Here is an 18,319-nt window from a genome sequence, read left to right on the forward strand (position 1 = left end):
GAACGCTCATAGCGACCTTATCTGTCCCCTAGTTGGGGAAGCGGGGAAAACGACAGGAGGCCGCTTAGGCGTACGCGTTCACCAAACGGACAGCGCCGCCGTCGACACCCTTGGCACCCTGGACGTAATCCGGGCCGGTCTTGTCGATCGAATCCGAGTCAGCGGAGACCGTACCCATGACCCACGACGGCAGTCCGCGGTCGTTGAGGCGGGCAACAGCAGCGTCGGCAACTTCGGGGGACACAATGGCGATCATGCCCACGCCGAGGTTCAGGGTGCGCTCCAGGTCGGCCAGGGGAACGTTGCCGAGCTCGGAAACCAGCTTGAAAATGGCAGGCAGTTCCCAGGTGTTGCGGTCAACCGTGGCCACGAGGCCCTGCGGGAGGACGCGCGCCAGGTTGGCGGCCAAGCCACCACCGGTCACGTGGCTGAAGCCGTGAACTGCGCCACCACCAGTGAGGGGGAAGGTACGTGCAAGGTCCAGGCAGTCGGCTGCGTAGACACGGGTCGGCTCCAGGAGCTCTTCGCCCAGCGTGCGGCCGAGCTCGGAAACCTGGCGGTCCAAGGCCCAACCAGCGTGGTTGATGACGCGACGGACCAGGGAGTAGCCGTTGGAGTGGAGTCCGGAGGATGCCATGCCGATCACGACGTCGCCGGCGCGGACGCGGTCCGGGCCAAGCAGGGCATCGGCTTCGACAACACCGGTAGCGGCACCGGCAACGTCGTACTCGTGCTCACCCAGGAGGCCAGGGTGCTCAGCGGTTTCGCCGCCCACAAGGGCGGTGCCGGCTACAGAACACGCAGCCGCGATACCGCGCACGATGTCGGCGATGCGCTCCGGGACAACCTTGCCGCAGGCGATGTAGTCGGTCATGTACAGCGGCTCAGCACCAACCACCACGATGTCGTCCACAACCATGCCCACCAGGTCGAAACCGATGGTGTCGTGGATGTCCATGGCCTGGGCGATGGCAACCTTCGTGCCCACGCCGTCAGTGGACGTGGCGAGCAGCGGCTTCTTGTAGGTCAGCAGCTTCGAGACGTCATACAGGCCAGCGAAACCGCCGACGCCGCCAATCACCGAATTGTTGTGGGTCGCCTTGACGGCATCCTTCATGAGTTCGACGGCGCGGTCTCCCGCTTCGACGTCGACACCGGCTGAAGCGTAGGTGATGCCGGCGTTGTTTTCAGCGGCGGGGGTTGCGGAGGTCATACAGACTCTTTCTTGTCGGCGTCGGTCAAACGATCAGCGTCGGTAAGGAGGTTTTCGAATTCGGCGTCGGGTCCCGGATCGCAGCCTGTGGCACCGGGCTTCTCGGCCGGGTCCTCGGAGTCGTCCACGGACTCGGACTCAGCGGCCGGTTCCAGACCGCCCAGGTCCGTGCGCTCCAGCAGGTTCTTGCCCAGCTTGTCCGCATGTGGCAGCTCAATCGGGTACTTGCCCGTAAAGCAGGCCGTGCACAGGCGTTCGCGCGGCTGCTGGGTGGCGCCGATCATGCCATCCTCGGAGATGTATGCCAGCGAGTCAGCGCCGATGGCCTGCGAAATCTCCTCGATGGTTGCGCCGTTGGCGATCAGCTCCGCGCGGGACGCGAAATCGATGCCATAGAAGCAGGGCCACTGAACCGGCGGGGAGGAGATCTTCACGTGCACCGCTGCAGCGCCGGCTTCGCGGAGCATCCGGACGATTGCGCGCTGCGTGTTGCCGCGGACGATCGAGTCATCCACCACCACAATGCGCTTGCCACGGATCACCGATTCCAAGGCGTTGAGCTTCAGGCGGATACCCAGCTGGCGCAGGGTCTGCGAGGGCTGGATAAAGGTACGGCCAACGTAGGCGTTCTTGACGAAGCCGTGGGCGAACGGGATGCCCGACTGTTCGGCGTAACCAACAGCCGCAGGGGTACCCGATTCCGGAACGGGGATGACCAGATCCGCCTCGTGCGTGTTTTCGCGGGCCAGTTGGCGGCCCATCTCCACGCGGGCCTCGTACACGGAGCGGCCGGCAATGGCAGCGTCCGGGCGGGCGAGGTAGACGTATTCGAAGACGCAGCCGGCGGGGGTCGCCTCAGCGAAGCGCTGCGAACGTACGCCGTCCTCGTCGATGGCAATGAATTCGCCGGGTTCGATCTCGCGGATGAAGCTCGCACCAACGGTGGCAAGGCCGGCCTGCTCGGAAGCGACCACCCAGCCACGGTCCAGGCGGCCCAGGCACAGCGGGCGGATGCCGTACGTGTCGCGGGCTGCGTAGAGGGTTCCCTCGTCCATGAAGACGAAGCAGAAGCCACCCTTGATCTTGGGCAGCAGCTCCAGTGCGGTCTGCTCCAGGGTCTTGCCCTCTTCACCCTCAAGGAGTGCGGTCACCAGGGCGGTGTCAGAGGTGTTGCCCTGCTTCATCTCACCGGTCAGCTGGCCATCGTTGCGCTCAAGGATCATTTCCCGGAGTTCAGCGGTGTTGGTCAGGTTGCCGTTGTGGGCCAGAGCAACCGTGCCGGTTGCGGTCGCACCCAGGGTTGGCTGCGCGTTGGCCCAGTGGCTTGCACCGGTGGTCGAGTACCGGCAGTGGCCAACGGCCAAATGTCCGGTCAGGGTGTTAAGGGTTGTCTCGTCGAAGACCTGGGACACAAGGCCCATGTCTTTATAGACATTGATGCGCTTGCCGTCACTGGTAGCGATACCAGCCGATTCTTGTCCGCGGTGCTGCAGCGCATACAGCCCGTAATAGGTGAGTTTTGCTACTTCTTCACCGGGAGCCCAAACCCCGAAGACGCCACAAGCGTCCTGGGGGCCTTTTTCGCCAGGGAGAAGATCATGAGAAAGTTTTCCGTCGCCACGTGCCACTGGTCGATTGTCTCATGTTGTGGCCGTGGTAGGTCCCCCCGCAGCCTATGTGACCCCGCGAACAGCGCCGATACGGGCAAAATGCGACACGTCTCACAGTGCCTCCCCCGCGAAAGGTGGGTCTTAACGCCTGGCCTAGCGGACGTCGTCGTGCTCTGGGCCTTCATCCGGGACCGAATCCGGAACGGCTTCCACCACGGCGCGCTGTGAACGCTTGACGCTGATGCGGTCCAGGACCAGGGCGAGGATCGAGAACAGGATGACGCCGCCGCCGGCGCAGACGATCAGGAAGAAACCAAAGACTGTGCTGGCGTCGAAGGCGGGGTCGGCCGGGCGGCCGTAGGCGATGATCGCGGCCACGATTGCGCCCACCACCGCGCCCAGAATCATGAAGGGTACGAACTTGGGTGCCCGGCGAACAGTGATTTCGCGGCGGGCGGAGTTGGGGGTGGTGTCCTCTGAAGCCATGCGTTAAAGCCTACCGTTTCCCGCCGATACGACAGTTAATGCCAATGTTCTTGGTGAACATTGGCATTAACTGTCAACTCGGCGGGGTGGGTTAGCTGCCGCGGTACGTCGAGAACGCGAAGGGGCTCAGCAGCAGGGGTACGTGATAGTGCTCGCCGGCGTCGGAGACCGTGAAGTTTAAGTCCACTTCCGGGAAGAACGTCTCGGTGCCGAGGCCTTCGTAGTAGGCGCCCGTGGCGAAGTTCAGCCGGTAGGCTCCGCCGGGGATCCGCTCGGGGCCGAGGGTCTTGATACGGCCGTCGGCGTCCGTTTCGCCCTTCGCCACCAGGGTCCAGTCGTCACCCTCGCGGACGTAAAGTACGACGGCGACACCTGCCGCCGGGCGGCCGGAACCGGTGTCGAGGATATGCGTTGTAACCTGCGAAACGCTCATGCGTTGACTCCTTCGCTGACCAGTCCGGAGAGGCGCAGCAGTGCGATCTCCCGCAGCTGGCCAGCCACTATTGTGTCTTCTTCTTCGGGGGTGTGGGTGAGGCGTTCCTGCAACGTGTTGAGGATTTCCTCGGCGCTGCGGCCGGCGGCACGGATCAGGAAAACCCTGCCGAATTTCTCCTCGTAGGCGCGGTTTCCTTCGGCCAGGGCTGCTGTTGTTTGGTTGTCGCCGGGGTCCACTCCGGCCTGCTCCGAACGCGACATGGCAGCCTCGGTGGTTTGCGCCTTGGGGCGTTCGCCGATCCGGGGGTGGTGAGCCATGGCGGACTCCACTTCGGCTGGGGTGAAGGGTTCGGCGGCTTTGTTGGCGTGGGCCAGCAACTCCTCCACGCTTGCGAAGGGGCGGGCGTCGACGGTTGTTTCAACCCAGCGGCTGATATCCAGGCAAGGCGTCAGGGTCTTGATGGCCTCGTCCCGGTCAAGGCTGTTGAATACTGCAAGCTCCATGCTTGTCATCCTCAGGCAAATGCTGGCATCCATGGTGTGGGCTATGCGGAACCCCTGCTTGTCAGCAGGAGGAAGCACTGTACTTCTGCTTCCGCATCATGGAACTGTTATTTCAGCATACGTAATTTAGTTAAGCGGAGAGATCGGCTCGGTGTCAAGAGACTACCGCGGCGTGACGCCTCGTACGCACAGTCAGATAGAGGCGATGGGCCGTGATGACCAGCGCCAACCACGAGATGCCAATAGCCCAGGCTGCCAGGACGTCGGTCAGCCAGTGGTGGCCGAGGTAGACGCGGCTCAGGCCCATGGTGATGGCAAATGCTGCCGCCACCGCCACGGTGATCACCCGCGCGCGCAGGGTCTTGAGCCTCAGGATGACCAGGTACGCCACGATGCCCGCGATCACCAGTGAGTTCAGGGAGTGTCCGCTGGGAAAGGAGGGCGAGTGCTCGTAGGGCGGGATGGCGTCGGCAAGGTCCGGCCGGGTGCGGCCAAAGAGTGGCTTACCGAGGACGGTGATGAGCAGTGAGCCGAGCCCGGCGGCAAGCATCAGGATGACCGGTGTCCAGGACTTCCTTCGCGAGGCCAGGAAAATCATGATCACCACGGCAATGATGGGCATGCCCACGGTGCCGCCGATATTTGTGTACGCGGTGATCGCAACATCCAAAGCAGGGGATCGGACCGTCTTGGCTGCATCAAGTACGGGATGGTCCAGGCCCGCAACGCCGTCAGCTTCCGTGACGGACTCGTAAACTTCGCCGAAAGCCAACGCCAGCGACAATGCAACAGCAAGTCCCAGCCCCAGCGTGATGATGAGCGCTGCATAGGGGCCGAGGAGCCTGGTGATCCACTCGGCGCCCCTGGCCAAGGTGCGCCCGATCGGGGATTTCCAGCGCGTCAGATCCTGGCCCGCAACGAAGCGGTCCTGGCTTACTTCGCCCTGGACGCCGGCTTCTGGCTGCTTCTGCCCTTCAGTCGTCACTCTTGTCCCCTATCCGTGGCGGCCTCCGCATTGGTGAGCAACCTTAGCATTTTCACCTTGGGCGATCCTGGGGATGCGTTCAGGGAAGCTGCTGGCCCACCTTGACCACCTGGGCTTCTTGGGGGTCGAGTTCCTTTCCGCCGGATCCGAAGGGGTGAAGCTGCGGGACTGGCTGTCCGGTCGACGTGTCGATGAGGACTGAGTGCCTTTCGTCGGGACCGAAAGCGTTGCGTTCGCCCCATTGCCGAAGGCTCAGGATCAGCGTGAAGAGGTCGCGCCCCGCATCAGTGAGCTCATACTCGCTCCGCGTGCCGCGGGGGTTGGGGATCCGCGTCAGGATGCCTCTGTCAACCAGGAGTCGAAGCCGGTCCGAAAGGATGTTCTTCGCGACGCCCAGGGACTTCTCAAACTCGGAGAAGCGACGTTTGCCATCCAGCGAATCCCTGATGATCAGCAGGGTCCATTTGTCGCCAACAAGGTCGGTCGTCCTGGCGACAGGGCACTCGGGATCTGTCCAGTCCACATCGGTTGGTTGCAACATGAAACCATTCTGCCATACGCTCGTTTGGTTGCATATCGAAACCAAGCGAAAGAGGTAAGCCCCATGGGCAACGCCACAAAATCTGCACAGGGCCTAAGCCCTGGATTACTCTTGCTGCTCGCAGTCGCTGCCGGGTTCATGGTGTCCAACCTCTACTACGGGCAGCCGCTCCTCGAAGTCATTGGCTCGGACGTCGGGATACCGGTGGCAGGCATCGGCTGGATTGTGGCCTCAGCCCAAGCCGGGTACTTAGTGGGGCTGGTTCTTTTGGTTCCACTGGGAGACGTAACCGATCGCCGAAAGCTGATGGCCCTTCAAGTCGGGGCCAGTGCCGTGGGAGCATGCACAGTCACCTTTGCGTCATCGCCCACCCTCTTGCTCCTTGGATTCGTTCTCCTGGGAGGTGCCTCGTCCGTGGTGCAGACCATCGTGGCGTTCACCGCCGCATCCAGTAGCCCGGACCAAAGGGGGCGCAACATCGGTACCGTAACTGCCGGCGTCGTGAGTGGCATTATCCTTGCGCGGACCGTAGCGGGTGGCTTGACGGATGCGTGGGGCTGGAGGTCGGTCTATATCCTGGCGGCTTCGGTTGCGGTGATCCTCTCCGCAGCCCTTTTCAGGGCGTTGCCCCAGGACCGGCCGGATCGAGGCGGCGTCAGCTACCGGCAGGCAGTCCAGTCGGTTGTGGTCCTCACCCGCAGCAATCCCGTTTTTCGGACCCGGGCCCTGATCACCATGCTTCTTTTCGCGTCCTTCGGCGTGCTGTGGAGCGGGATGTCACTGCTGCTGGGTGGCCCCGGCTGGGACCTGCCGCCCGGCGTCATTGGACTCTTTGGGCTGGCCGGCCTGGCGGGGATACTGGCCGCGTCAAAGGCCGGAGCAGCGGCAGACCGGGGTTGGGGCCAACGCGTCACCGGTGCGGGCTTAATCGCACTGCTTGGCTCGTGGATCGCGTTGTGGTTGGGAGAGTCGTCGCTGCAGTGGTTCGTCGTCGGAATCGTCGTGCTCGACGCCGCCGTGCAGGCCATCCACGTCAGCAGCCAAACGCTGATTGTTGCGGGGGCCGAGGAGTCGGCCAGCAGCATCATCGGCAGCTACATGGTGTTCTACTCCGTGGGCAGCGCCGCTGGGGCCGCGACGGTGGCGCCCGTTTACGCCGCGTGGGGCTGGGCCGGTGCCAGCATGCTGGGGGCGGCGTTCGCGTTCGGAGCGCTGGCCATTTGGGGTGCCGACCAGCTCCGATCGGCCAATTCCGGCTCCACGGCAGGTGCGGTTCGCGCCTCCCACCACGCTGGGGCAGAATGACCACTACCAGCTGAAGGAGTTCCACATGCCAGACATTCTGACGTCCAGGTTCCTGTTCGGTCCCGGCCCGAGCAATTGCTACCCCGAAGCCATGGCCGCCTTGGCGTACCCCGTGCTAGGCCACCTGGACCCAGTGTTCATTGAGCGGCTGGACCACACCTGCGAGGGCCTCCGGACAGTGTGGGGCACCTCCAACGCGCGCACGCTTCCGTTGAGCGCTACCGGTTCCGGCGGGATGGAAGCGGCTTTCGTGAACACCGTGTCCGACGGCGACGTGGCAGTCATCGCTGTTAACGGACTTTTTGGGGTACGGATGTGCGAGGTCGCCCGGCGGTGCGGGGCAGCAGTGGTCCGCGTCGACCACGAATGGGGGCAGCCCGTGGATGCTGACCGGGTCCTCTCGGCACACCCTCATCCGAAAGTGATCGCGGCGGTCCACGCTGAGACATCCGTAGGCGTGCTCTCCGACATCGCCGCACTCGGCGCCGGAAAGGGCGACGCTCTACTGATTACGGACGCTGTCACATCGATCGGCGGGTTGGAGCTCCTGGCAGACGACTGGGGGATCGACGTCGGATACGCGGGCACGCAGAAGTGCTTAGGCGTCCCGCCGGGATTGTCGCCGTTCACGGTGTCCGACCGCGCGTTCGAACGCCGCGTTAAGGACCCGCGCTCCTGGTACCTGGATATTGGGCTGCTCGGTGGCTACGTCGGCGCGGCCAGTGGTGCCCGGACCTACCACCACACAGCGCCGGTCACCATGATCGCCGGCCTCGAAGCTGCGCTGGACCGTATCCTCGCCGAAGGGCTGGACGTTGTGCAGGCCCGGCATCGCGCCGCTGGTGACGCGTTGCAGAACGGGCTGCAGGGGATGGGGCTGGAACTGTTCGCCGCCGAAGGTTCCCGGTTGCCGAGCCTCACCACCGTCAAAGTGCCCGACGGCGTGAACTCGGCTGCCGTACGCGCCTACCTTTTGGAGCACTTCAGTATGGAAATTGGCTCGGGGGTGGGGGAATACGCGGACACGGTATGGCGGATCGGCATGATGGGCCCCAACGCCAACAGTGCGTCGGTGACACTGGTGCTGGGCGCGCTGAAGGAGGCGCTCGCCAAAGCCTGACGCTCTCTCACGTTCCGCCTGTTTGGGCCTGACGCTCTCTCACGTTCCGGCTGTTTGGGCGTGACGCTCTCTCACGTTCCGCCTGTTTGGGCCTGACGCTCTCTCACGTTCCGCCTGTTTGGGCGTGACGCTCTCTCACATCCCGGTGTCGTACTTTAACGTCACCGAGGCGAGGGCCGAGTCGTCGTCGGGATGGATGCCGGTGACGGTGAGAATCCCCGCTCCGGGGAGGGTGACGGACTGGCCCTCCCGGAAGGCCTGCTTCCGTTCCTGCTCTGCCGTCCGGATCCAGAACTGTACTGCAGGGGCTCCTTCGGCGATGCCGATCTTCACCACGCCAACTTTCACGCCGTCGAAGGTTGGCTGCATTCCTTGTTTCACGGTTACCAGCTGTTCCACGGCCATCCCTACTTCACATCCACGGAGTACACGGAATCGAAGTTTTCCTTGTACTCATCTTCGGTCAGTTCCAGCGTTCCGGACTTGTGGTCGCTGTCGCCCTCCATGTAACCGCCTGAAGGCCCCCACGGGTTGGCCAGCACGATGACCTTCTGGCCGTCGTCGTTGGTTTTCACATCCACCACCATGTACGCGTGGTTGGGGACCACATCTGTGCGGTTGACCTCTTCAGATTCCCAGAACCAGTCGAAGTCGTCGTCTTTCACATCTTCGGTGCCTACCGAGACCGCTTTGCCGTCCGAAAGTTTGTCCTCGATTTCGTCCAGGTTCAGTTCCCCGTCCTTATCCGCGGACTTACCGGTCATCAGTTCCATGGCTTCGTTGCTGTAGCCGCCATCAATGTCATCGTAGGAGCCGCCCCGGTGTTCAGCGGCAGCGCGCTCGTAGATGGACAGCCAGTTCGGCTCGCCGTCGGCCCCGCGGACCCCGCCCTCCGTGGACTTGGCCTCCACAGTCACTTCCACGGGTTCGCCGTCCTCGTACAGGGTGACAACCCAGTGCGTGGGCGGGTCGCCGACTGGTCGCATGTGCGACTCGAGGAATTCGTCCAGCTTGCCTTGGCGCTCCAATTCCTGGGCCACCGAACCGATTCCGGCAAGTAGCCAGCAGTCACCGATCTGGCCCTGACGGATGTCGCTGGGGTCACCGGCGTCGGGGTCCTTTCGAACATCGCCGGGAACATCGACGTCGGGCGCGTCCGGGTTCAGGGGCCCGGGGTCGCCGGGTGGGTTGGAGTCGCCCTTGCCTGAGCCGTCCGAACCGGAGGCACCGGAGCTGCTGGTGTCTTGCTGGTCCGCATTGCGCTCCAGCTCACGTGCTTGATTGTGCAGCTCGGCAGAGATCCTTTTCAGCATTGGCCGGTGCTCGGAGTTCCAGGAAGCCCGAAATGTCGCGGCGTCGCGACCATCCCAGCGGGCGTTGGTGATGAGGTTGCCCAGCTCAAGGGACAACGAGGTCATTCTTTCTGAGTGTCTGGACATCGTCTTGGCGAGAGCCCGCAACTGTTCAATGTCAGCACCGTAAAATCCCGGCATTATTTGTCCCCCCCTGCCAGTTCGTTGGTATCGCAGCGTTCGGACGCCACCGGCGCGGTGATCCGCAGGTAGGCCGGGCTCTTCGATTCGATGGTGACAGTGGCGCCGACGCCGTCAGTGCTCCGGGTGACCACCCAGCCGCCCGGGACTGGGTCAGTGCCGTCAAATGCTGGGAATCCGTGCTTCTTGAGGACGGGATCGGCGGCAGTAAAGACCTCTTCGAAGTTCCTTGAACGCTCCACAATGTCCGCGCTGCTTTTCATACTCTGCGGGGAAAACACGCACCTGCCGTCTTGAACGCGGCTCATGCGTGCCGGATCATCCGCGGACCAAGTGATGTCCGGCATCTGTTTCTCCAGCGCGGCAACGAGGTCGGCGCGCAGCGAATCGTACTTGTCGGCGCTCTCGGCCAGGGGAGCCGGACTGGCGGTGACGGGAGGCGCGCTGCTCGGTTCCCGGGTGGGACCGTCGGGGGTGGTGGTGCATCCCGCAGCAACGGTCGCCATCAACAGTGCAGCAGCCAGCGCCCAAGGTTTTCGGTCCAGACGGCGGTTCATAGGATCCCCAGTTCGTTGAGCGCCCGACGGCGGTTCTCACCGAATGCTTTCACGCCGGCTTGGGTATGGCGATGGGGAGAACAACCCGTGGGATGTGAGGGAGGGTTGGCGGGAAGGGGGTGGGAGGTGAGAGAGGGTTGGGCGGAAGGGGGTGGGAGGTGAGGGAGGGTTGGCGGGAAGGGGGTGGGATGTGAGGGAGGGTCAGGTGTTGCGGGTGAGGATCCAGGTGTTGGTGCCGTCCTGGCGCTCGAACGTCACCGTGGTCACCAGGGCTTCGATGAGTGCCAACCCACGTCCGGACTCCGCGTCCTCGCCGGGCATACTGGCCTGCATGTCGTCGGCGAAGGGCTCGCGGGCGTTGAAAGCGCTGACCCTGGCCACCAGCCTGCTGGGCCGGACGCTGATGTCGACGTCGATCTCCACGGGCTTCTCCGCAGCCGGCAGGGCGTGCTGCACGATGTTGGCGGCGGCTTCGATTACGGCGGTGGCGAAGGTCATCCGGTCCATGTCCGGCACGAAGGATGCGTCGTCCCACAAGGCGTCCAGTTCGTTGTGGATGGACTCGATCGCTTCGTCGTTGGACTGGCCACGGTAGCCCCGGCGGGCGATCACGTCAGTCATCGCCGAAAGCTTCCTCAGCCGAAGGGTAGGCCGTGAGCACGCGGTCCATGTTGGTCAACTCGAGGACCATCTTCACCTGCGGTTGGACCCCGGCGATGCGGAGGTCTCCGCCGGCCTGGCGCGCTGCTTTGAGGCAACCGATGAGTGCGCCCAGCCCGGACGAATCCATGAAGTCGGTTTCAGCCAGGTTCACCACCACCCGGCTTGAGCCTCCGGCCACCACCTCGGCTACCACTTCGCGGAGTTTGGGCGCGGCCACCATGTTCAAACGGCCCACGCTCTTAACTTCGGCGTAGGAGTCCTTGACCTCATAGCTAAACTGCATCTGCATTCCTTTCCTCCGGGCGCTGCCGCCCAACATCCTCAGGCACGAAACCCTTGTACAAAACTGCCTTCACCAGGACGCTCAGGACCACCAGATCGAACGCCACCCACGCCACGTTCACCAACGTGCCCAACGGTTCGGAAAGCCCGGTCAGCAGGCGGGCGATGCCCACCACCAACGCCACGGCCAGCAGGACAGCCACGATGATCTGTGGCCGGATCAGGCTCCAACTCGGTCCGCCACTCTGGCGGGCCTTGGGGGTGACCGCGAACCCGAGGGGACGCCCGAACCAGACGTTCCGGGCAGCCGTCGTGCATGCCTTGATCCAGGTGGGGAACAGCGCAAGGCTGTACTGCTGCCCGCGCCACGTGGGGATGCCATGCCCGGCCACCACGAACAGCAGCTGGTTGACCACCATGAACGGGATGAAGCGGATGAAGAAGTCGTAGCTGAGGCTGCTGACCGGGAGGATGCCGAGCGTCAGGTAAATGATCGGCGCAGCGAAATAGACCACGGCCGCAAACCCGCTCAGGTAGCTCCACATGGTGGAGAAGTACATGAGCCGTTGTCCCCAGGAGAGCCGGGGCTGGACCAGCGGATTTTCGCGAAGGAGGACCTGCATGGTGCCCTGCGCCCAGCGGAGTCGCTGGGTGAGCATGGTTTTGAGGTCCTCGGGCGCGAGTCCGTTGGCGAGGATTTCGTGGTGGTACACGCTCTTCCAGCCGAGCCCGTGGATGCGCATTGCCGTTGCCATGTCTTCGGTGACCGAGATGGTGGCCAGCGGCATGATCGGCTGCGCTTCGTCGGTGCGCTCCACGGAGATGGCGTCCAGCACGGCGTGGACCGATTCGAGCGCGCCCAGGGGCGACCAGTCGCGCCCGGACATGCGGTCGACGGCGTCACTCGCCACAGTTGTCACGCCGGACTCGCCGACGTGGGCGAGTTCCATCGCCGCGATTTCTTCGAGGTCGGACTGCAGTGCGGAGAAGTCCGCGGCGACCAGGGTGCGTACGGCTTCGTCCACTTTGCGGCGCACGCGGTACGTGATCTCGCTGAGGGACACGCGTGCATCGAGTTCTTGCTGGGCCGTATTGGTGGCAGCTTCCACCTCGTTGAGCATCTGCTCCACCAGCGGGTTACGGGCCTCCTCTGAACGGCGCGCCTTCTTGATGGCCGAACGGGAGGCGTTCAATGCCCGACGGACACTCTTCTCGGTGGCTTTGACGTAGCCCACCAAACCCAGTTGCATGAGGGCTTCACGGCGCAGGATCGCGTTGGAGCCACAGAAGAACGCAGCGTTCCAGCCGTCCTTGCCTTGCTGGATGGGGCCGTAGAACAGGGGAGCCTGGCTGCCCAGGGGATCGTCCGCGGGGACGTTGATGAAATACTGCGGCGTTTGGACGAGTGCTACGCGATCATCGTTGAAGTAGCCCAGCGTTTTGTCCAGGATGTCCGGTTCCGGGATCTGGTCGGCGTCGAGGATGAGCAAGTACTCGCCCGAGGTGACCATGAGCGCGTTGTTGAGGTTTCCTGCTTTGGCGTGCCGCGGCATGTCCGGTGTCCAGTCCGCACCGCGGGTCACGTAGCCGATCCCGTTCGATTCGGCGAGTTCGCGCATCTCGGGGCGATTGCCGTCGTCGAGAATCCAGGTGCTATGCGGCCACCGGATGTCCTTGGCGGCCAAGGCCGTGGTCAGGACCAGGTCCAGGGGCTCGTTGTAGGTGGTGATGAAGACGTCGACGGTGGCGTCGGCGGGCGGCGGGGGAGGCGGCTTGCGGATCTTGAGGTTCCACACCGTCAAGCCGAAAAGCATCACGTCGATCAGGCTGTACGTCTCGGCAATGACCAACGGAACGGCGATCCACCATGCATCCCAGTTCAGCGAAGCCAACCACCGCCAGGCCACATAGTTGACGCCCAAAATGACCGTGAGGACAACCAGAAGCCGGGTCCAGAAACGTGTCACAATCCCCCCTTTAATGTGGCTCAGTGTTTACGGCGAACGACGACGGCGGTCACGTCATCTTCTGCAGTGTCGGCGGGTGCCAACTCCAGAAGGGCGGCGCAGACCTCGTCCGAGGTAGCTCCGTTACGTGTCACCTTTTCGACGTTCACCAGGAATTCTTCAAGGGAGGCGTGAGCATCGAGCACCCCGTCGCTGACGATCACCAGGGAATCTCCGGGCTCCAGCTCAAGTTCCGCGGCCGGCCACAGCTGGTCGTCGAGAATTCCCACCGGCGGACCGGCTGAGACCAGCCGCTGAGCCGTCCCTTCCGCCGGAACGTGCAGCGCAAGGCCGTGACCGGCGTCGATATAGCTGAGCCTTCCGGAGGCAGCGTCCAGCCGTGCGTGGAACATGGTGACGAATGAGCCGGACTGGTCCAGGTCCGACGTGATAGTGGCGCTGGCCGAGCCGAACGCGTCAGCAATCGCCGGCGTGTCCGCAACCGACCTCATCACGGCCCGGACGGTCGCTGCGATCAATGCCGCGCCCATTCCCTTGCCCATGGCGTCGGCGAACGTCAGGTGCATGCCGTCGTGGGTCTGGTACCAGTCGTAGAAGTCCCCACCAACGCTTCGGGTCGGGCGGAAGGCACCAGCGACGTCGTAACCCTCAACGCGGACCGTCTCCCGGGGGAGGAGGCTCTGTTGGACCACGGCCGCCCGTTCAAGTTCATCGGCTTGGCGCTGATCCTCGGCGGGAGCGGCAGGGGTGCGCGCCCGACGGAACAGCGCGCGGATGCGGGCCTGGACTTCTTTGGGACTGAAGGGCTTGCTGATGTAATCATCGGCGCCCGTGTCCAGGCCGTTGAGCCGGTCGATCTCATCTGCGCGGGCTGTGAGCATCAGGACGTAGGCGTCCGAGAATTCCCGCAGCCGGCGGCAGACTTCCATGCCGTCGATGTCGGGGAGGTTGATGTCCAGCGTCACCAGTTCGGCGTTGGTGGACCGGACGGCCTCGACGCCGGAAAGGCCATCGGGTGCCTCTGTCACCACGAAGTCGAGCTGCTCGAGGATGAGAACGAGGAGCCCGCGGATGTCGGCGTCATCTTCGACGACTACAGCGTGGCGTGGAGACGAGGTTGAGGCCATGGCTCCATTAACTAATGCGGCTGGGTATTTGTCACGTTTAGTCACGACATATGAAACGCCCGCTCACAAAAGTGAGCGGGCGTTACATGATTTGTGCAGTTATGTGAGAGAGGGATTCCCTCAAGCAGGCGGGATGTGAGAGAGGGTTAGACGCCCAGCTCTTCCTTCAGCGCCTGGACGTGGCCCTGCGCAGAAACCTGGTACTGGGCGAGCTGGACTGTGCCTTCGCCATCCAGGACAACGGTGGAGCGGACGATGCCCTCGACGATTTCGCCGTCTACCAGCTTCTCGCCCCAGGCACCGTAGGCCAGGGCAACCTTGTGGTCTTCGTCGGAGAGCAGCGGGAAGGTCAGCGCGAATTCGCCGGTGAACTTTGCGAGGGCCTCGGGGCCGTCGGGGGAGATCCCGATGACGTCGTAGCCGTTGCCCTGCAGGCTGGCGAGGTTGTCGCGGAAGTCGCAAGCCTCGGTGGTGCAGCCGGGGGTGGCTGCTTTGGGGTAGAAGTACACAATGACGTTGCGTCCGCGGTAGTCGGACAGCGAGACCTTGGTGCCGTCGGCGTCGAGAAGCGCGAAATCAGGTGCTTGCGTTCCGACGAGGAGTTTCTGGGTCATGGCGATCCTTTACATTCAACCGGTGTGCACCGGCGGTCATTTCAAACAACAGCGATCATTCAAAGAACGAAGTCAATGAAGTAGAACAGCGAAATCAGATGCTGTATTCCGCAGGTCCGCGCACTGTGGCATAAGGCCCTGGCACGAACTGGTAGCCGCCACCACGGACGGTGGCGACGGTGTGTCGGGCGGAGCCTAGCTTCCGCCGCACCCTTCCAACATAAACGTCGATCGAGCGAAATGCCGCGCCGGGGAGGTCAAATGACTCCAGGAAGCGTTGCAATTCTTCACGTGCAATGGCCCGGGAGCAGTTCACCACGAGGTAGCGCAGCAGCTTGTATTCCATGCCAGTAAAGGAAACGGGCTCCCCATCCAGCAGGACTACTTCAGCGGCCAGGTCCACCGCAAGTTGGCTGCGGCGGCTGGCCAACGTTACGGGCTCGACGGCGGTGCTGCCGCCCGCTGAGGCGCCGTCGCCGCCGTCGGAAGCGGCTTCCGAACGCGCCTCCGCGAGGGCGTCCGCGAGTGTCACGGTCGCCGCCGACTTGGTACCGGCGTCGGCGGCTTCCTGCGGAGTGCCGCCCCAGGAAGTGTCGCCGACGCCGGAGTGCTCTGCCCCGGGGGCGGGCCAGATGCGGACTTCCGCCTCCGGGGCAAGTTTCATGGCACGGGCCAGCACAAGGCGTGCTGCCCGTTCCCAGACCTCAGGATCGATCTCGTCGCCCTCGGCCGGGTTGACCCAGAGCGCGAGGCCGTGAGCTGTCAGGCCGTTGCGATCGTTGAGGCTCCGAGGGTTCTGGCCGGGCCGCCGTGCGGAGGACCCGCGTGCTGCGGGTCCTCGCGACGGCGGCGGCCCGTAGGCATTGACTGCCATGGCGGTTGACCTAAACGTTGCCGCGGCGGAGCAGCTTGCCGCCGGGGTTCTGGCCGTCGATCGGGGTTCCGCGCAGGTAAGTCTTGCGGACGACGCCGGCCAGCGGACGGCCGTCGTACGGCGTGATCGGGTTCTTGTGCTTGAGCTTGGTGACGTCCACAACGAAGGCTTCGTCCGGGGCGAAGATGGAGAAGTCGGCGTCGTAGCCCAAGGCGAGCTGGCCCTTGTTGTGCAGGCGGGCCAGGGCGGCGGGCTTCTCGGCCATCCAGGACACGACCTGCTCCAGCGGGATGCCGCGGTGGCGGGCTTCGGTCCAGATCAGGGACAGGCCCAGCTGCAGCGAGGAAACGCCACCCCAGGCAACAGCGAAGTCGCCGTTCTCCAGGTCCTTGAGGTCCAGCGTGGAGGGGGAGTGGTCCGAGACAATGCAGTCGATGGTGCCGTCCTGCAGGCCCTTCCAGAGGAGCTCGCGGTTGGAGGCTTCGCGGATCGGCGGGCAGCACTTGTAGGCCGTGGCGCCGTCGGGGATTTCTTCGGCCATGAGCGTCAGGTAGTGCGGGCACGTCTCAACGGTGAGGTTGACGCCGTCGCGCTTTGCTGAGGCGATCATCGGCAGCGCGTCGGAGGAGGAGAGGTGCAGGATGTGGGCGCGGGCGCCGGTCCAGCGGGCGCGCTCGATGACCTCGGCGATTGCCTTGTTCTCGGCGCCGCGGGGGCGGGAAGCCAGGAAGGTTTCGTAGTGGTCGCCGCCTGGGTGCGGGGCGCGGTCAATAGCGTGGGAGTCCTCGGCGTGCACGATCATGAGGGAGTCGAAGGACTTGAGTTCCTTCATGTCCTCTTCCATCTCATCCGCGTCCAGGTGCGGGAACTCGTCCACGCCTGAGTGCAGGAGGAAGCACTTGAAGCCGAAGACGCCTTCGTCGTGCAGCGGGCGGAGGTCGCTCTTGTTGCCAGGGATGGCACCGCCCCAGAAACCGACGTCCACGAACGCCTGGTCCTTGGCGACTACGCGCTTTTGCTCCAGGCCGTCCACGGTGGTGGTGGGCGGGATGGAGTTCAGCGGCATGTCGATGATGGTGGTGACGCCACCGGCAGCTGCGGCACGGGTGGCGGAGGCGAAGCCTTCCCACTCGGTACGGCCGGGCTCGTTGACGTGGACGTGGGTGTCCACCAAGCCGGGGATGAGGGTTTCGTCGTCTGCGAGTTCGATGACCTCGTCGCCCGTCAGGCCGTTGCCCAGGGGTTCGATGGCGACGATGACGCCGTCGCGGATGCCAACTTCGCGTGCTGCGAGGCCTGCGGTGGTCAGGATGCGCTGGCCCCGGATAACGAGGTCATAGGCGCCGATTGCTTCAGACATTGAGGTACTCCTTGTTTTCGGTCCGTTCTGCCAGGTACACGCCTATGTGCCTACCTAATTGTTCAAGCAACGGACCTGCTTCAGCGATACATTTTTGGACATCTTTTTCCAGATCGGTCAGTGCGTGGACCGTATGGAAGCCGGCATCCGTGAGTTGTTCCCGGCTCAGGGTACTCCGGCCGCACACTGCGATCACGGGAACGCCGTTCCTTTGCGCGGCGCGTGAGACACCCATGGGCGTCTTGCCGAGAAGGCTTTGCTCATCCAGGCTGCCTTCTCCGGTGATCACCAGATCGGCGCCCTTGAGCCGTTCTTCCAGTTCCGTGAATTCAAGCACGACGTCGATACCCGGCCGTCGCTCTGCCTTCAGGGCCGCTATGGCAATGTAGCCAACGCCGCCTGCCGCTCCAGCGCCTTCTGCCTTGGCGGCGTACTTGGCATGCTGCCCGGTGGTTGCTGCGAGGACGTCGACGAAGTGGCTCAGTGCCGCATCGAGCGAGGTGACGTCGTCCGGCGTCGCGCCCTTCTGCGGACCGAAGATGGCTGGGGCACCGCTGGCCCCCAAAAGGGGATTGTCGACGTCGGACGCCAACACGAACTCCGTGGCTTCGACGCGGACGTCGAAGTTGGAGAAGTCGATGCTATTCAGCTGTGCCAAGGCGGCACCGCCGCCGGGGAGCTCGTTGCCGTTCTCGTCCAGGAAGACGGCGCCGAGGCCCTGCAGGACTCCCGCGCCGGCGTCGGTGTTGGCGCTGCCGCCGACACCCAGGATGATCTTGCGGCAGCCGAGGTCCAGCGCGGCCCGAATGAGTTCGCCCGTGCCGATGCTGGTTGCGGTCCTGGCTGTTTCAGACGTGGGGCCGTCCGGGAGGAGGGCGAGACCGGAAGCCGCCGCCATTTCGATGACAGCTTCCTGGTCCCGCACCGCGAAGTCGGCCTTTACTGGCTCGCCGAGCGGGCCGGTGACGGTGGTGGTCCGGCGGGTGAAGCCGGAGCCGATGGCGGCGTCGATGGTTCCTTCGCCGCCGTCGGCCACCGGAATGCGTGTTGCTTCAATGCCTTGGCCGAACCCCACCTGCAGGCCTGTTGCCAGGTGCTTGGCGACGTCGGGCGCGGACAGCGAGCCCTTGAATTTGTCCGGGGCGATGACAACACGCATTCCGGTGCCTCCTTTCTTTTACTG

At 64.0% G+C, this 18,319-nt stretch carries 20 protein-coding genes; 2 read left to right on the plus strand and 18 right to left on the minus strand.

Going from position 1 to position 18,319, the window contains the following annotated elements:
• Nucleotides 1-64: 64 nt before the first annotated feature.
• The 7 genes from purM to J2Y68_RS13010 all read right to left on the minus strand — a co-directional run bounded on the left by purM (nt 65) and on the right by J2Y68_RS13010 (nt 5,774).
• The gene (purM, locus tag J2Y68_RS12980; protein ID WP_309994022.1) at nt 65-1,213 is read right to left on the minus strand and encodes a phosphoribosylformylglycinamidine cyclo-ligase; all 1,149 of its coding nucleotides are present in this window, start codon (nt 1,211-1,213) and stop codon (nt 65-67) included.
• The gene (purF, locus tag J2Y68_RS12985; RefSeq protein WP_235517716.1) at nt 1,210-2,841 is read right to left on the minus strand and encodes an amidophosphoribosyltransferase; all 1,632 of its coding nucleotides are present in this window, start codon (nt 2,839-2,841) and stop codon (nt 1,210-1,212) included. The genes purM and purF overlap by 4 nt, the downstream gene beginning before the upstream one ends.
• Before the next feature lie 135 nt (nt 2,842-2,976).
• Nucleotides 2,977-3,309 carry a hypothetical protein gene (locus tag J2Y68_RS12990; RefSeq protein ID WP_309994023.1) on the minus strand — a complete coding sequence of 111 codons (333 nt, stop codon included), beginning with the start codon at nt 3,307-3,309 and terminating at the stop codon, nt 2,977-2,979.
• Between the two features lie 91 nt (nt 3,310-3,400).
• A complete protein-coding gene (uraH, locus tag J2Y68_RS12995; protein WP_017199951.1) occupies nt 3,401-3,742 on the minus strand; it encodes a hydroxyisourate hydrolase in 342 nt (113 codons plus the stop codon).
• Nucleotides 3,739-4,248: a 2-oxo-4-hydroxy-4-carboxy-5-ureidoimidazoline decarboxylase gene (gene uraD, locus J2Y68_RS13000; protein WP_309994025.1), complete on the minus strand. Its 510-nt coding sequence runs from the start codon at nt 4,246-4,248 to the stop codon at nt 3,739-3,741. The genes uraH and uraD overlap by 4 nt, the downstream gene beginning before the upstream one ends.
• Before the next feature lie 154 nt (nt 4,249-4,402).
• Nucleotides 4,403-5,233 carry a phosphatase PAP2 family protein gene (locus tag J2Y68_RS13005; protein WP_309994026.1) on the minus strand — a complete coding sequence of 277 codons (831 nt, stop codon included), beginning with the start codon at nt 5,231-5,233 and terminating at the stop codon, nt 4,403-4,405.
• A 79-nt stretch (nt 5,234-5,312) separates the two neighbouring features.
• Nucleotides 5,313-5,774, minus strand: coding sequence for a winged helix-turn-helix transcriptional regulator (locus J2Y68_RS13010; RefSeq protein WP_309994028.1), 462 nt, complete (start codon nt 5,772-5,774; stop codon nt 5,313-5,315).
• A 111-nt stretch (nt 5,775-5,885) separates the two neighbouring features.
• Between J2Y68_RS13010 and J2Y68_RS13015 the strand changes: the two genes are divergently transcribed.
• On the plus strand, nt 5,886-7,079 hold the full coding sequence (locus J2Y68_RS13015) for an MFS transporter (protein ID WP_309994030.1): 1,194 nt from the start codon (nt 5,886-5,888) through the stop codon (nt 7,077-7,079).
• A gap of 25 nt (nt 7,080-7,104) precedes the next feature.
• Nucleotides 7,105-8,199 carry a pyridoxal-phosphate-dependent aminotransferase family protein gene (locus J2Y68_RS13020; RefSeq protein WP_309994032.1) on the plus strand — a complete coding sequence of 365 codons (1,095 nt, stop codon included), beginning with the start codon at nt 7,105-7,107 and terminating at the stop codon, nt 8,197-8,199.
• A 135-nt stretch (nt 8,200-8,334) separates the two neighbouring features.
• Here the strand turns inward: J2Y68_RS13020 and J2Y68_RS13025 are convergent, their stop codons facing one another.
• The 11 genes from J2Y68_RS13025 to J2Y68_RS13075 form a co-directional block, all read right to left on the minus strand.
• Nucleotides 8,335-8,598 (minus strand): hypothetical protein, encoded by a 264-nt coding sequence (locus J2Y68_RS13025; protein ID WP_309994034.1) that lies wholly within the window; start codon nt 8,596-8,598, stop codon nt 8,335-8,337.
• Nucleotides 8,599-8,606: 8 nt separating this feature from the next.
• Nucleotides 8,607-9,617, minus strand: coding sequence for a C2 family cysteine protease (locus J2Y68_RS13030; protein WP_309994035.1), 1,011 nt, complete (start codon nt 9,615-9,617; stop codon nt 8,607-8,609).
• A gap of 74 nt (nt 9,618-9,691) precedes the next feature.
• Nucleotides 9,692-10,249 carry a hypothetical protein gene (locus J2Y68_RS13035; RefSeq protein ID WP_309994043.1) on the minus strand — a complete coding sequence of 186 codons (558 nt, stop codon included), beginning with the start codon at nt 10,247-10,249 and terminating at the stop codon, nt 9,692-9,694.
• Between the two features lie 201 nt (nt 10,250-10,450).
• Nucleotides 10,451-10,870: an ATP-binding protein gene (locus J2Y68_RS13040; RefSeq protein WP_309994045.1), complete on the minus strand. Its 420-nt coding sequence runs from the start codon at nt 10,868-10,870 to the stop codon at nt 10,451-10,453.
• Nucleotides 10,863-11,195, minus strand: a complete 333-nt coding sequence (locus J2Y68_RS13045) for an STAS domain-containing protein (RefSeq protein WP_309994046.1) — start codon at nt 11,193-11,195, stop codon at nt 10,863-10,865. The genes J2Y68_RS13040 and J2Y68_RS13045 overlap by 8 nt, the downstream gene beginning before the upstream one ends.
• On the minus strand, nt 11,185-13,161 hold the full coding sequence (locus J2Y68_RS13050; RefSeq protein ID WP_309994047.1) for a glycosyltransferase family 2 protein: 1,977 nt from the start codon (nt 13,159-13,161) through the stop codon (nt 11,185-11,187). The genes J2Y68_RS13045 and J2Y68_RS13050 overlap by 11 nt, the downstream gene beginning before the upstream one ends.
• 20 nt (nt 13,162-13,181) lie before the next feature.
• On the minus strand, nt 13,182-14,288 hold the full coding sequence (locus J2Y68_RS13055; RefSeq protein WP_309994048.1) for a PP2C family protein-serine/threonine phosphatase: 1,107 nt from the start codon (nt 14,286-14,288) through the stop codon (nt 13,182-13,184).
• 146 nt (nt 14,289-14,434) lie between these two features.
• Nucleotides 14,435-14,902: a thioredoxin-dependent thiol peroxidase gene (bcp, locus tag J2Y68_RS13060; RefSeq protein ID WP_257369550.1), complete on the minus strand. Its 468-nt coding sequence runs from the start codon at nt 14,900-14,902 to the stop codon at nt 14,435-14,437.
• Nucleotides 14,903-14,996: 94 nt separating this feature from the next.
• On the minus strand, nt 14,997-15,776 hold the full coding sequence (locus tag J2Y68_RS13065) for a winged helix-turn-helix domain-containing protein (RefSeq protein ID WP_309994049.1): 780 nt from the start codon (nt 15,774-15,776) through the stop codon (nt 14,997-14,999).
• Between the two features lie 10 nt (nt 15,777-15,786).
• A complete protein-coding gene (gene allB, locus J2Y68_RS13070; RefSeq protein WP_055972580.1) occupies nt 15,787-17,136 on the minus strand; it encodes an allantoinase AllB in 1,350 nt (449 codons plus the stop codon).
• Nucleotides 17,129-18,295, minus strand: coding sequence for a glycerate kinase (locus tag J2Y68_RS13075; RefSeq protein ID WP_309994050.1), 1,167 nt, complete (start codon nt 18,293-18,295; stop codon nt 17,129-17,131). Before J2Y68_RS13075 ends, allB begins: the two co-directional genes overlap by 8 nt.
• Nucleotides 18,296-18,319: the final 24 nt, after the last annotated feature.

This window comes from Paenarthrobacter nitroguajacolicus (assembly GCF_031455195.1).
GTDB lineage: Bacteria > Actinomycetota > Actinomycetes > Actinomycetales > Micrococcaceae > Arthrobacter > Arthrobacter nitroguajacolicus_D.